This window comes from Pseudomonas sp. W2I6 (genome assembly GCF_030815935.1).
In the GTDB taxonomy this organism is placed as follows: Bacteria; Pseudomonadota; Gammaproteobacteria; order Pseudomonadales; family Pseudomonadaceae; genus Aquipseudomonas.
Window position 1 is genome coordinate 4,015,105 of record NZ_JAUSXJ010000001.1, and the last position, 15,640, is coordinate 4,030,744.

1 protein-coding gene is annotated in these 15,640 nt (G+C 63.9%); it reads right to left on the minus strand.

The genetic code is table 11. The features are described 5' to 3' along the window. Position 1: 1 nt before the first annotated feature. A complete protein-coding gene (locus QF039_RS18435) occupies positions 2-15,481 on the minus strand; it encodes a non-ribosomal peptide synthetase (protein ID WP_307519944.1) in 15,480 nt (5,159 codons plus the stop codon). Between the last annotated feature and the right edge of the window lie 159 nt (positions 15,482-15,640).

Sequence of the window (15,640 nt, forward strand, 5' to 3'; positions counted from 1 at the left end):
CTCAATTTGTCTCCAGCTCGGTGAGGAAGTCATGCATATCGCTCAGGTCCTGCTCAAGGTTGCTGTTCAAGCAGCCATCAACAGCACTTGCGTAGTCACGCAAAGTGCTTGCCTTGAAGATCAGGTCCAGCGCGACGTTGGCTCCCAATTGCATCTGCGCCATCGCAGTCGCTTGCGTCGCCAGTAATGAATGCCCACCCAACTCGAAGAAGTTGTCCTCCCTGCCCACTTGCTGCACGCCCAGGACGTCCGCCCAGACAGCGGCCAGGGTTTGCTCCACGGTGCCTTGCGGGGCGGCATAAATGCGCTGCATGAAGCTGGCGTCGGGCACCGGCAGTGCACGGCGATCCAGCTTTCCATTGGGGGTCAGGGGCAACTCTTCGAGGAACACCAGATAGGTAGGAACCATGTAGCCCGGCAGAATCTCTTTAAGACGAACGTTGAGCCGCTCACGCAATTTAGTCCGCGCGCCCGATACCTCCTCGTCTGCTGCAGTGACGGCAGTCACCACATAGCCCACCAGTTGCGCCCCGTTCACGCCCTCTTGCGCCAGCACCACGGCTTCCTGCACCTGCGGTTGCTCCTGCAACCGAGCCTCGATCTCCCCCAACTCGATACGGAAACCACGGATTTTTACCTGGTGGTCGATCCGGCTCAGGTAGTCGATCACCCCGTCGGCCCGCTGGCGAACCAGGTCGCCGCTGCGATACAGACGGCCACCGGAGCCAGCGAACGGATCCGGTACAAAGCGCTCGGCCGTCAGCGCCGCACGGTTAAGGTAACCACGCGCCACCCCTTCCCCGCCCAGGTACAACTCACCGGCCAGGCCCTGAGGCAGCAACTCGCCGCCGGCATCCAGTACATAGGCACTGCGGTCACCGATACGGCTGCCGATCGGCGCATAGGCGGCGCCGCACATCTGGTCTGCCGCAGCCTTCCAGATCAGCGGCGTAACCACGGTTTCGGTCGGGCCATAGCCGTTGATGATGTGCTGCGGCTTGAGCGCACGCTTGACCAGCTCGAACGACGCCTGGGGCACCGCATCACCGCCAAAGCAGTAGATGCGCACGGCCGGAGGGTTGCCATGCTGGTCGGCGTAGTCGGCCAATTGCTGCAAATACACCGGCGGGAATGCCGCGACGGTCACACCGTGACGGTGCATGGCCTGGTACGTCTGCTCCGGCGTCCAGAGGCTGGAGTCGCGAATCAACAGGCGGCCACCGTGGCTCAAGGTGGTCAGCCAGCGTTCATGGGCACCGTCGAACGCGAAGGACATGAAATGCAGCTCGCAGTCCTGCTCGCTCATGGCATAGCGCTCGCCGATAGCCAGGCAATGCATGGCCAGGGCGTCATGGGCAACCGTCACGCCCTTGGGCTGGCCGGTGGAGCCCGAGGTGTAAATCACATAGGCCAGGTTTTGCCCGTGCAGGTCGACCACCGGTGGGCTGTCGGGCATTGCGTCCAGCGCCAGCCGGTCCAGCTCCAGGCGCGTGATCCCGACGGGCGTCGGCAGGCGCTCAGCCAGGCGCGAATCGGTGAGCAGCAGTCCGATGCCACTGTCCTGCATCAGGTAGGCCAGGCGTTCACGCGGGTATTCCGGGTCGAGCGGCACATAGGCCGCGCCCGCCTTGAGAATCGCCAGGAGCCCAACCACCATGCCCAGCCCACGTTCCTGGGCGATGCCCACCAGAACGTCCGGCCCGGCACCCTGATCGATCAGTTTGTGGGCCAGGCGGTTGGCACGCCGATCCAGTTGCCCATAGGTCAGTTGCTCCTCGGCAAACATCAAGGCCACGGCATCCGGTGCACGCAGGGCCTGGGCCTGGATCAACTGATGGATCGAAGTGGTGGTACTGAAGCGCGTATCACGGCAGTTCCAGCCATCCACCAATTGCTGGCGCTCGATGGCCGTCACCAGTTGCAACTCGCCGACTGCGGCACCCGGAACCAATGCCAGCATGTGTTCCAGCAGTTGTTCCAGGTGCAGGCTGATCTGGCGTACATGCTCGGCGGCCAGAGACGCGCGCAGGTAGCTGTAGTGAATCGCCAGGGTCTCGCCGGTCGCCACCGCCAGGGTCAACGGGTAGTTGGTCCGCTCCTGGCTGTCGACAGGGCCGAAGCTCAGCTCGGGCACCGCCGCCTGGCGCAACGCTTCGGAAGCCGGGTAGTTCTCGAATACCAGCAGGCTGTCGAACAGCGAATCGGCGGCACTGCTGGCCCAGCGCTGGATCTCGAATAACGGGGTGTACTCGTGCTCCCGCAGCATCAGGTTTTGTTGCTGCAACACCTGCAACCACTCACCCATCGGCTGCTCGGCACGAACCTCGGCGATCACTGGCAAGGTATTGATGAACAGCCCGACCTGCTGCTCGATATCGCGAATTTCGGCCGGGCGCCCCGAGACCGTGGCACCGAAACATACGGTCTGCTGTCCGGTGTAGCGTTGCAACAACACCAGCCAGGCGGCCTGAAGCACGGTATTGAGCGTGACCTTGTGCTGACGGGCGAACTCGTTCAGGCGATGGGTACGGGCGGCGTCGAACAGTTGCTGGTAGTCACCGTAGGCAGGCTCTGATTGCACCGGCACAGGCGTGGCGCCGAACGCCTGGATCAGCCGGGTGGGCTCGCTCAGAGGGCGTAACTGAGCCTTCCAGAACAGCTCACTGCGTGCCGTATCCTGGGATGCCAGCCACGCCATATAGTCACGATAACGGCCGACCGGCGCCATCGCATGTTGACCGCTGTAGCGTTGCAGCACCTCACCCAGCAACTGCGAGTTACTCCAGCCGTCCATCAGGATGTGGTGGTGGGTGTAAATCAGATGATGACGCTGCTCGCCCGTACGAATCAGGGTCAAGCGCAGCAACGGCGCCTCGCCCAGATCGAAACCCTGCGCCTGCTCGGCAGCGGCAGCAGCGTCCAGCGCCGCCGCCAGCTCGGGACGAGTACGCCAGTCGTGCTCGACAAAACTCAGCGGCGCCTGCCTGCGAATGATCTGCAGCGGATGGTCCAACTCCCCCTGCCAGATAAAACCGCTGCGCAGGCTGTCATGGGCATCCACCGCCGCTTGCCAGGCGTCGCGGAAACGCGCTGTGTCCAGACCATCGATATCCAGGCGCATCTGGTTGATGTAATCACTGGCGTCCTGCTGGTAAAGGCTGTGGAACAACATGCCTTGCTGCATGGCCGACAACGGGAAGATGTCCTCGATATCCCCTGCGGGTACAGGCAACCCTTCCAGTTGCTGTTGGGTCAACTGCACCAGGGCGAAGTCCGAAGGGGTCACACCCTGGGTGGACGGCAGGCAGCAATGTTCGATCAGCGCTTGCAACTCACCGGCATAGTCATCGGCCAGGGCCTTGAGGGCTTGCGCATCGAACATGGGCGGGCTGAAGGTCCAGCTCAAGTCCAGCTCGCCGTCGTACACCTGGCCGTTGATTTCCAGCCAGTTGCCCAGTGGCGCTTCAGGACTTTGCTCGGCCCCGGCAGGCTCGCGGCCTGGCATGAACAACGCGTCCTGCGCCTGGAAACTGCTATCGAATTGACCAAGGTAATTGAAGGTAATACGCGGTGTCGGCAACGCTTCAAGCACCGATTGCGCGTGGGCATCCCCCAAGTAACGCAGCAGGCCAAAACCCAGGCCCTTTTCAGGGATCGCCCGCAGTTGCTCCTTGATCTGCTTGATGGAACCCGCGATATCGGCCGCCGGGGTGAGCTTCGCCGGGAATACGCTGGTGAACCACCCCACGCTGCGGGTCAGGTCCAGGTCGTCGAACAACTCCTCGCGGCCGTGCCCCTCCAACTGCACCAGCACCGAAGGCGTCTGCGCCCAACGGCTGATGACCCGCGCCAACGCCGTCAACAGCAGGTCGTTGACCTGAGTCCGGTACGCCGCCGGAGCGTGCTGCAACAGCTGTCGAGTCAGCGTTTTGTCCAGATGCGTGTGCACCACCTGCGCGTCACGATTCAATTGTTTACCGTGAGGGTTATCGCACGGCAGTGCTGCAGGTACGCCCTGCAACGCTTGCTGCCAGTAATCCAGCTCTTGATGCATCTGCTCGCTGCTGGCGTGACGCAGCAGCCGCTCGCCCCAGGCCTTGACCGACGAAGTCTTGGCCGGCAGTGCCACGACACGCCCCTGCTGCAGTTGCTCGTAGGCGGTTTGCAGGTCTTCGAACAGGATGCGCCACGAAACGCCATCCACCGCCAGGTGATGGATCACCAGCAGCAGCCGCTGACTGCCGTCGGCCAGGGTCGCCAGCACCGCGCGCAGCAGTGGGCCATTGCCCAGGTCCAGGCTGCGCTGTGCTTCGTCGCCCAGTTGCTCCAGCGCCGAAGCGTCGACGATGCTGCGTTGCCACAGCAAAGGTTGCTCGCTGACCGGCTGGTAAGTCGCTCGCCAGCCATCGGCCTGCCGGACGAAGCTCACGCGCAAGGCATCGTGCTGCACCAGCAAGGCGTGCAGGGCTTGTTCCAGATGTTCAGGGTTCAACGGCTGCGTGGTCTTGAGCAGTACCGACTGGTTCCAGTGGTGCCGCTCGGGAATCGCCGTATCGAAAAATGCCTGATGGATCGGCAGCAACACGCTGTCGCCGGTCACCGGGCCCTGATCGATCAGCAGTGCGCCCTCGCCCAACTGCGCCACCGAGGCCAGGCCTTGTACGGTCTGGTGCTGGAACAGTTCTTTGGGGGTAAAACGAATCCCGGCCTGGCGCGCACGGCTGACCACCTGGATCGAGATGATCGAGTCGCCGCCCAGCTCGAAGAAGTTATCGCTGACGCCAATCTGCGGCACCTTGAGCACGTCCTGCCAGATCGCCGCAATACGGCGTTCCAGCTCGCTGTGCGGCGCTACATGCAGCGCATGGGAACCTTGTAGCTCCGGCACCGGCAAGGCCTTGCGGTCGAGCTTGCCATTGGGTGTCAACGGCAGTTGATCAAGGATGACCATCTGGGCCGGCACCATGTAGTCCGGAAGCGTCTGCTTGAGCCAGACACGCACATCGTCTTGCACACCGGACTGCGCCCCAGGCTCCAACACCAGATAGGCAATCAGACGAGTGCCGCTCTGCGCTTCATGGGCCACCACCACGGCTTCGTGGACAGCGACATGTTGCAGCAGGCGCTTCTCGATTTCGCCCAGCTCGATGCGAAACCCACGCACTTTGGTCTGATGATCGATGCGTCCCACGTACTGGATTTCGCCATCGGCCAGATAGCGTACCAGGTCACCGGTGCGGTACAGCCGAGCTGCGCGATCGCCGAACGGGTCCGGCACAAAGCGCTCCGCCGTCAGGTCCGGGCGCAGCAGGTAGCCCCGGGCGATCCCGGCGCCGGCAAGGTACAACTCACCGACCACACCGACCGGCACCGGCTCCAACTGTGCGTCCAGCACATAGCTGTCGGTACCGGCCAGCGGTCGGCCAATGCTCGCCCGGCCACCCGCTGTGCGGCGTACGTAAGTCGAATACGTGGTGTCTTCGGAGGGCCCGTACAGGTCATACACATGCTTCAGCGTGGCCTGCTGGTAAAGCCCATCCACGAGCGACTGCTTCAGTGGCTCACCGGCGAGGTTGATGATGCGCACGCTGTCGGGAATCTGCCCGGCCTGGTGCAACGCAGCAATCGCCGAGGGCACGGTGTTGATCAAGGTAACCCGGTGCCGCGCCGGCAAATCCGCCAGCGCCAGGGCATTTTCAGCCAGGATGAAGAAGCCGCCACTGGCCAGGGTGACAAAAAGCTCCCACACCGACAGGTCGAAGCAGATCGAGGTTGAAGCCAATACCCCCTGCAAGTCCTCGCGACGGTAGACACCCTGGGCCCACTGAATCAGTGAAACGGCATTGCGATGGCTGATGGCAACACCCTTGGGCTTGCCGGTCGAACCCGAGGTGTAGATCACATAGGCGAGATTATCAGCGCTCGCCAGGGCTGGCAGGTCGGCACAATCGGGGTGTTGCGGGTCAACGCTTTCAGAGGGCACCTGCAGCACCTCCAGGCCGCCCCCCATGCCTTGGGCATCCGTCAGCAACAACCGGGCCTGACTGTCTTCCAGCATGTAGGCCAATCGGTCGGCCGGATAGTTGGGGTCCAGGGGCACATAGGTGCCGCCGGCCTTGAGCGTCGCGAGCAACGCCACAACCATTTCCACCGAGCGAGGCAGCAGCACACCCACCCGCACTTCCGGCCCTACGCCGCGCTCACGCAGGCGGCGGGCCAGGCGATTGGCACGTGCGTTAAGCTGGCGATAGTCGAGGCATTCGGCGCCAAAGATCATCGCCAACTGGTCAGGTGCCTTCCGGGCCTGAGCCTCGATCAGCTCATGCAAGCCCCCCTCGAAAGTGCCACTCAGTTCGAGGCTGTTCCAGTCCCGCAGGATCGTTTGGCGCTCATCGGCGTCCAGCAGCGCAAACTGCGCGACAGCCTGCCCAGGCTGGCTGACGATAGCGTGCAGCAGGTTCTGCCAGTGGTGCGCCAGTTGTTCAATGGTGCTGCGCTGGAATAGATCGGTGGCGTACGTCAGGGACGCCGCCAGGCCGCCGGCCACTTCGCCGGTGTCCAGGCTCAGGTCGAACTGGGACGTGCCGCTGTCCCAGGCCACGCCCTCGATCGACAATCCTGGCAACTGCGCCGCGCCAGTCTCACGGTTCTGGTGATTGAACAGCACCTGGAACAGCGGGCTGTGGCTAAGGCTGCGCCGGGGTTGCAGAGCATCCACCAACTGCTCGAACGGCAAGTCCTGGTAAGTCTGGGCGTCGAGCACCGACTGACGAACCTGTTGCAGCAGATCGCTGAACGAAGCCTGGCTGTCAAACTCGGCGCGCAGCACCTGGGTGTTGACGAAGAAGCCCACCAGGCCTTCGGTTTCCATGCGATTACGGTTGGCTACCGGCACGCCGACACGGATGTCGCCTTGCCCGCTGTAGCGGTGCAACAGCATCTGGAATGAAGCCAGCAACAGCACGAACAACGTCACCTGTTCGCGTTGCGCCAGGACCTGCAAGCCAGACGCCAGTTCCGCTGGCAAATTGAAGTCCAGGCGTGCACCACGCAAGCTCTGTTCGGCCGGACGCGGGAAGTCGAAGGGCAGCTCCAGCACCGGTTGCTCACCGCCCAATTTCTCACGCCAGTACGCCAGTTGCCGGGCGCTTTCGCCCTCGGCCATCCACTGGCGCTGCCAGACGGCATAGTCGGCGTACTGCAGCGCCAGCTCTTGCAAGGCGGTCTCGGTGCCCGCGCAGAACGCGCGGTAGAACTGGATCAACTCGTCGACAATGATTTGCATCGACCAGCCATCGGAAATGATGTGGTGCTGGGTAATGATCAGGACGTGATGGTCAGGCTGCACCCTCAGCAACTTGACGCGCATCAGCGGGCCGTTGAGCAAGTCGAACGGACGCTGGATTTCGTGCTCAACGGTTGCAGCAATCCCGTGGACATCCACGGCTTGCTGTTCAACCACCTGGGCCCGCCGTGGCTGGATCACCTGCCAGGTCTGGTCGCCTTCTTCGACGAAGGTGGTGCGCAAGGCTTCATGACGCTGCACCAGCGCCTGGAACGCTTGCTCCAGTGCCGCCACATTCAGGCTGCCACGCAGATGCAGCGCGGTGGGCACGTGGTAGGCCGCGCTGTCGGGGTCCAGTTGCCAGAGGAACCACTGGCGCTCCTGGGCCGATGACAGCGCCATCGGCCGGCCGCGTTCCAGGGCCAGCATGGGCAGGCTTTCCTGCACCTGCAAACCCGCGCACGCGGCGGCGAAAGCCAGCAGTGTCGGATGCTCGAACAACGCTTTCAACGGCACTTCAAGCTTGAGCGCATGCCGCACCCGGGAAATAACCTGGGTCGCCAGCAACGAATGGCCACCACGCTCGAAGAAATGATCATTAAGGCCGACGCGCTCTACCTGCAACACCGCCTGCCAGATCGCCGCCAACTGGATCTGCAACGGGCTGTGAGGCGCCTCGTAGGCCTGCCGAGGCTGACTCAGGTCCGGCGCAGGTAATGCGCGGCGGTCGAGCTTGCCGTTGTTGTTCAACGGCAGCGCGTCCAGCCACACCCAATGGCCCGGCACCATGTAGTCGGGCAGTGATTGAGCCAGGATGGCGGCTAGGTCAGCAGACTCGGTGGCTACGCCTTGGGCGGCTACCACATACCCCACCAACTGCGCGCCTGTGGGTCCTTCGTAGGCGATCACCGCGGCTTCGTGCACCTGCGGCAGGGCTTGCAGGCACGCTTCGATTTCGCCCATTTCGATGCGCAAACCGCGGATCTTCACCTGATGGTCGATCCGCCCCACGTACTCCAGGGCATGATGTTGGTTGTAGCGGGCCAGGTCGCCACTGCGGTACAGGCGCGCACCCGGCACACCGGCAAACGGGTCCGGCAGGAAGCGTTCAGCCGTCAACGCGGGACGGTCAAAATAGCCCTGGGCCAGGCCGGCCGGAGCGCCGATGTACAGCTCACCGACACCGCCGACGGGCAGCAGCTCAAAGGCGCTGTCGAGCACATACAGCGCACGACCCGCGATGGCCCGGCCAATCGGGATGCCGAACGCATCGCTGGCATCCGCCAACTGGCAGTCGTGCACACTGGACACCACGGTCGCCTCAGTGGGGCCGTAGGTGTTGAGCAGGCGCACCTTGCCCAGCCCGGCGTCATGCCAGGCTCGCAGGCCTTCAACCGACATCGCCTCACCGCCTACGTGGACCTGGCGCAAGTTGCCCAGCGAACGGCCATCGACGGCACACTCCTTGGCTAACAGGTACCAATAGGCTGCCGGCAAGTCGGCCAGGGTTACGCCCTGCTCTACGATTTCCCGAGCCAGTTGCCCCGCATCCCACAGTTCGTCACCGCGCATGACCAGCGCAGCACCGACGCACAGCGGCGGGTAGCATTGCTCGACGAAACCATCAAAGCTGAATGTCGCGAATTGCAGCACCCGGTCCGTGCAGGACAGCACGCTGTAGTCTTCGGCACTCTCGCAGAATTGGCCGAGGGCGGCGTGATCGATCGCCACACCCTTCGGTTGCCCGGTGGAGCCGGAGGTGTAGATCACATACGCCAGGTCGGCGGCGACGGCATGGCTTGGCGGGTTGCCGCAGGCGTAAGCTGCCAGTTCTTCACCCGACGCGGTGAAGTCCACGCGGGTCAACGATGCGGGCAACGGTAAATCTGCCAGCAGGCCGGTTTCGCAGAGCAACAGATCCAGGCGGCTGTCCGCCAACATGTAGGCCAGGCGTTCGTTGGGGTATTTGGGGTCCAGCGGGACATAGGCCGCGCCGCTTTTCAGCACCGCCAGCAGGCTGACGATCAACTGCGGGCCCCGTCGCGCAGCCAGGCCGACGCGCCGGCCGGGGCCAACGCCGTGCTCCAGCAAGCGATGAGCCAGGCGGTTGGCCCGCTCATTGAGCTCGCCGTAGCTCAAGCGTTGACTGCCCGCCAGTACCGCCAGCGCAGCCGGAGTGGCCTGGGCCTGGGCGGCGATGCGCTCGTGGACCAACCCGTGATGACGGGTGCTTGCCGCCCGGGATTGACTCAGGCCAAGCATGGCGCGACGGCCAGGCTCATCGAGCAATTGCAGGCTGCCAAGGCTGGCGCCAGGGTCTGCCGCCAGTTGCACCAACAGGTGTTGCAGGTTGGCGCTCAGCTGGGCGACCTGGGCCTCGCTGAAACGCGCCCGGTCATAGCTGAACTCCAGGCGCAGGCTGCTGCCCAGCTCGATACCCAGGGTCAACGGGTAGTTAGTGCGCTCGTGGTTGTGCAACTGGCCAAACGACAAGCCAGCGGGCGCGCCCTGCTTGAGCGCTTCGGCGACGGGGAAGTTTTCGAACACCAGCAACGTGTCGAAGAGCGCCGCGCCCTGCTGGCCGGCCCACCCCTGAATGTCGTACAGCGGCACATGTTCGTGATCACGCAGGCCAAGGTTCAAGGCTTGCAACTCGCCCAGCCAGGCGGCGGCCTGTTGCGCCGGGGCGGGTGTGCTGATCATCGGCAAGGTATTGATAAACAGCCCCAGCTGTTGCTCGATACCTGGCAGCGGCGCGGAACGCCCGGCGACCGTGGCACCGAACACGACGCACGGCTGGCCGGTGTAGCGTTGCAGCAGCACACTCCAGGCTCCCTGGAGCAGGGTGTTGAGGGTGATTTTTTGCTGACGGGCGAACTCGCTCAGGGTGGTGGTCAACGTGCTGTCGAGAACCGCCTGATGGTCGGCCATGCCTGCGCCGTCCACCGGTGGGCGAAGGGCCTCGGCCAACAACGTCGGGGCTTGCACCGGGGCCAGGCTGGCGCGCCAGAAGGCCTCGTCCGCCGCTGACGATTGCTGCTGCAACCAGCCCAGGTAGTCGCGAAATTGCCCCAGGGGCGCTGGCAGCGCCTGACCGGCGTAATGGCTGATGACTTCGCCGAGCAGCTGTGCGTTGCTCCAGCCATCCATCAGGATGTGATGACTGGTGTAGATCAAATGCCAGCCGCTGCCGGCACCACGCACCAGCGTCAGACGGAACAGCGGTGCGACGCTCAAATCAAAACCGCGCTCGCGCTCGGCGTCGGCCAGGGCGTCAAGGTCGGCGTCGACCGCCTCGATCACCTGCAACTGCAGGTCGACCTGGCGATGGATCACTTGATGGGCACTGTCGAGTCCCAGCCAATGGAAACTGCTGCGCAGGATGTCATGCCGATCCAGCGCAGACTGCCACGCACGGCCGAAAGCCAGCAAATCGAGGCCTTCGATGTCCAGGCGCAGTTGGTTGATATAGGCCTGTGCCTGGGGCTCGTAAAGGGTGTGGAATAACATCCCCTGCTGCATCGGCGACAACGGGTAGATATCGTCGATGGCCGGCCCTGCTACCGGCAGCGCGTCGAGTTGCTGCTGGGTCAGGTGGGTCAGCGGGAAATCGGACGGCGTGACGTGCCCCGCCTGGGTAGCGCAGCAATGCTCGATCAATGCTGCCAACTCGACGGCATAATCGTCGGCCAGGCGCTGGACGGTAGCGGCCTGGAACATCTCGCGGCTGAAGCCCCATTGCAACGCGAGCTCACCGCCATACACCTGGCCCTCCAGGGTCAGCCAGTTGGCCAGCGGTGCCTCGCCGTCCTGGGCCTGGCCACTGCTTTCGCTGGCCGGCACGAACAGCGCCGAGTCATTGAACTGACGGTCGAACTGCCCCAGGTAGTTGAACGTAATACGCGGCCCCGGCAACCCGGCCAGCGCTTCACGCGCCTCAGGCTCGCCCAGATAGCGAAGCAATCCGTAGCCCAGGCCCTTGTCCGGCACTGCGCGCAGTTGTTCCTTGACCGACTTGATCGCCGCCGGCAGCTCGCCTTGCGCCTGCAAGCGCACCGGGAACAGGCTGGTGAACCAGCCCACGGTGCGGGTCAGGTCCAGCGCTTCAAACAGGTCTTCACGGCCATGGCCTTCGAGCTGGATCAACGCTGCGTCCTGCCCGCTCCAGCGGCTGACCACCCGTGCCAGGGCTGTCAGCAGCAGGTCGTTGACCTGGGTGCGATACGCCGCCGGCGCGTGTTGCAGCAACTGGCGGGTCAGCTCGGGGTTGAGGCGGGTTTCGATCTTTTCCCCCAGGCGATTTTGCAACCCGCCCTGTGGGTTGTCGCAGGGTAAATCGGCCGTGCCCGACTGTGCCTGCCAATACGGCAGTTGCCCATTCAGCGTTCGCGCGTGGGCCTGCAAGTGCTGCGCCCAAGCCTGATAGGCGCTGGTCTTGCCCGGCAACTGCGCAGGCGCGCGGTAAGCCTGCTGCAGGTCCTCCAGCAGGATGCGCCAGGACACACCGTCCACCACCAAGTGGTGCAGCACCAGCAACAGGCGCTGGCTTGCGTCGGCCATGTCTACCAGCACGGCACGCAGCAGCGGGCCCTGCTGCAGGTCGAGACTGCGCTGGGCCTCCTCGCACAATGCGGCCAATTCGCTGTCGGTGGCGGCACTTGCCTGCCATAGGCCTGACTCGCTGACGGGGGCCGTGTGGGCTTGTTGCCAGCCATCGGCGCCCTTCACAAAACGCAGGCGCAAGGCATCGTGGTGGTTGATCAGCCGGGTCAGTGCGACGTCCAGTGCTTCGGCCACCAGCGGCTCGCGCGGCGTGAGCAACAACGATTGGTTCCAGTGCTGACGTGCCGGGATCGCCTGTTCGAAAAAGCCCTGCTGCACCGGAGTCAGGATCACCTCGCCGCTGACCGGGCCCTGGTCGATCGTGCTGGCCTGGTCAAAGCTCGCCACCAACGCCAGGCTGCGCACACTCTGGTACTGGAACAGGTCGCGGGGGCTGAGGCGAATCCCCGCCTGGCGCGCACGGCTGACCACCTGGATCGAGATGATCGAATCACCGCCAAGCTCAAAAAAGTTGTCTTCCAGGCCGACCTGCTCAATGGCCAGCACATCACTCCAGATCGCCGCCAAGGCTTTTTGCAGGTCATTTTCCGGCGCCACAAACGCCTGCTGCGGCGCAGCTTCCGGCAACGGCAAGGCCTTGCGGTCGAGCTTGCCGTTGGCGGTCACCGGCAATTTCACCAGCGGCATCAGGTGGGTGGGCACCATGTATTCCGGCAGGCTGTTCAACAGCCACGCCTTGAGCTCCGGTTGCCACGGCGTGGCAGGCTCGCCTCCCTCCAGCACCAGGTAAGCAACCAACTGTTTGCCCCCCTGCACCAGCACCACGGCCTCGCGCACCAGCGGGTGTTGCATCAGGCGGGTCTCGATTTCACCCAGCTCGATACGCAGGCCGCGCAGCTTGACCTGATGATCGAGGCGGCCGAGGTATTCGATCACACCGTCGGCGCGCTGGCGCACCCGGTCGCCGGTCCGGTACAGCCGCGCACCGTCATTGAACGGGCACGGCACAAAACGCTCGGCGGTGAGCGCCGCGCGGCGGTGGTAACTGCGGGCCAGCCCGGTGCCACCGAGGTAAAGCTCACCGCTGACGCCTGCCGGCACAGGGTTGAGTTGCGCGTCGAGGATGTAGGTTCCCAGATTGGCAATGGGGCGGCCGATGGGCACGCTGTCGGCACCTTCGTCGATGCAGGTCCAATGGGTGACGTCGATGGCCGCTTCCGTCGGGCCGTAGAGGTTGTACAACCCGGCGCCCGGAAGCTTGGCGAACACCTGCAACTGCGCATCCAGCGCCAGCGCCTCGCCACTGCATACGATGCGCTTGAGGCTGGCGCAGGCCTGCACGCCCGGCTCGTGGATAAATGCCTGCAGCATCGACGGTACGAAGTGCAGCGTGGTGATAGCGTGCTCGCCAATGGTCTCGATCAGGCGAGCCGGCTCGCGATGCTCGCCGGGTGCTGCGACTACCAGCCGTGCGCCGCTCATCAATGGCCAGAAGAACTCCCACACCGACACGTCAAAGCTGAACGGGGTTTTCTGCAACACTGCGTCGCTGGCATCCAGGCCATAAGCCTGCTGCATCCAGCACAGGCGGTTGACCAACGCACGATGGCTGTTGCCTGCGCCCTTGGGCTTGCCGGTGGAGCCGGAGGTGTAGATCACATAGGCGAGGTTCAGCGCGTGCACGTTGACGGCCAGAGGCTCGCGGCCGTAATCGTCGAGCCAGCCTTGTGCCTGGTCGAGTGCGATGACGTTGATGCCGTCGACCGGCAAGGTCGACAGCAGGCTCTGCTGGCTGAGCAGCAGCCCGATGCCGCTGTCTTCGATCATGTAAGCCAGGCGTTCGCGGGGGTATTCAGGGTCCAGCGGGACGTAGGCGCCGCCGGCCTTGAGAATCGCCAGCAGGCCGACCACCATTTCGATGGAGCGCTCGATGCAGATCCCCACCAGTACGTCCGGGCCAACACCCTGCTCGCGCAGGGCATGGGCCAACTGGTTGGCGCGCGCGTCGAGCTGCGCGTAGGTCAACTGCGTCGCGCCGAACACCAGGGCAACGGCATGCGGAGTGCGTTGTACCTGGCCTTCGATCAGGTGGTGGATGCCACGTTCGGTCGGGTACGCCTCGGCCGTCTGGTTCCAGTCATGCACCAGCACGTGCTGCTCTGCGGCGGCGAGCATCGGCAATTCACCGATGCGCTGGCTGCCATCGGCGACCATCGCCTGCAACAGGCTGAGCCAGTGCCGGGCCATGCGCTCGATGGTGGCGGCGTCGAACAGGTCATTGGCATAGGTCAGCGCGGCGTGCAGGGTGCCGGACTTCTCGTAGGTGTCCAGGCTCAGGTCAAACTGGGTGGTACGGCCTTGCCATTGCACCAGGGACAGTTCAAGCCCGGAGGCGGTGTTGACCGCGGCGATGTCCGCCACTTGCGGCTGATGGTTGTACATCACCTGGAACAGCGGTGTGTGGCTCAGGCTGCGCTCGACTTTCAAGGCTTCTACCAGGCGTTCGAACGGCAATTCCTGATGGGCCTGGGCGCCCAGTGCGTGTTCCTTGATGCCTTGCAGCAACTCGTCGACGCGGGTTTGCCCGGTCAGTTCGGTGCGCAACACCTGGGTATTGACGAAGAAACCGATCAGCCCTTCGACTTCGCTGCGGTTGCGGTTGGCAATCGGCACGCCAACCCGAATGTCGCCCTGCCCGGTGTAGCGATGCAGCAGCACGTTGAACGCGCCGAGCAGCAACATGAACAAGGTCACATTGTGTTTTTGCGCGCAACTGCGCAACTGCGCAGCCAGCGCCGGATCAATCGCAAAGTTATGCCGGGTGCCCTGGTAGCTGGGCATCGCCGGGCGCGGATGGTCGATGGGCAACTCCAGTACCGGGTGCTCATCTCCCAGGCGTGCCTGCCAGTATTCCAGCTGACGAGCCTGCTCGCCGGCCTCCAGCCAGCGGCGCTGCCACAGGGCGTAGTCGCTGTACTGGATCGGCAAGGCCGGCAGTTGCGGCGGCTCGTTGCGCTCATGGGCGTCGTAGCAGCGAATGAACTCGTCGATCAACACGTTCATCGACCAGCCGTCGGACACGATGTGGTGCAAGGTCAGCAGCAGCACGTGTTCCTGCTCGGCCAGCTTGAGCAATTGCACCCGCAGCAGCGGGCCGTTGGCCAGGTCGAAGGGCAACAGCGACTGACGGGTAGCGGCCTGCATCACCGCCTGCTCACGCTCGGCGGGTGCCAGGGCGCTGAAGTCCAACTGTTCGACAACCAGCGGCGACTGTGCGGCCACTTGCAACAGACGATCATCCGCCTGGCGCTGGAACACCGTGCGCAACGTCTCATGGCGGGCCACCAGGCTGGCGAACGCCTGCTCGATCGCCGGCAGGCTCAAGGCGCCCTTGAGCCGTACCGCGCCGGGCAGGTTATAGGCGCCACTGGCCGGATCCAGTTGCCACAGAAACCACATCCGCTGCTGCGCATAGGACAGCGCCTGCCGGTCCTCGGCCTCCACCCCTGCCGGGATCGGAAACCGGGAAAAATCCACCCCTTCCTTGTGTAGCGCCTGGAGGAACATCTGGCGTTTTTCCAGGGGCAACCCGATAAACCGGCGAGCAAGTTTCAAGGAGTCTTCAGCGTTCATTTCTTGGGATCCGGGGCAATAGGCAGGAAGCACAAAGGCACGTCGTCCCTATAAAACGAATCCGGAAGGGAAAAATTAGCGGGGGATTGGGGGCGCAGACCACGGTGTCATCAAGGGTTACATCAAACACCGAGAGGCTCGGCGCGGCTGTCCTATCAT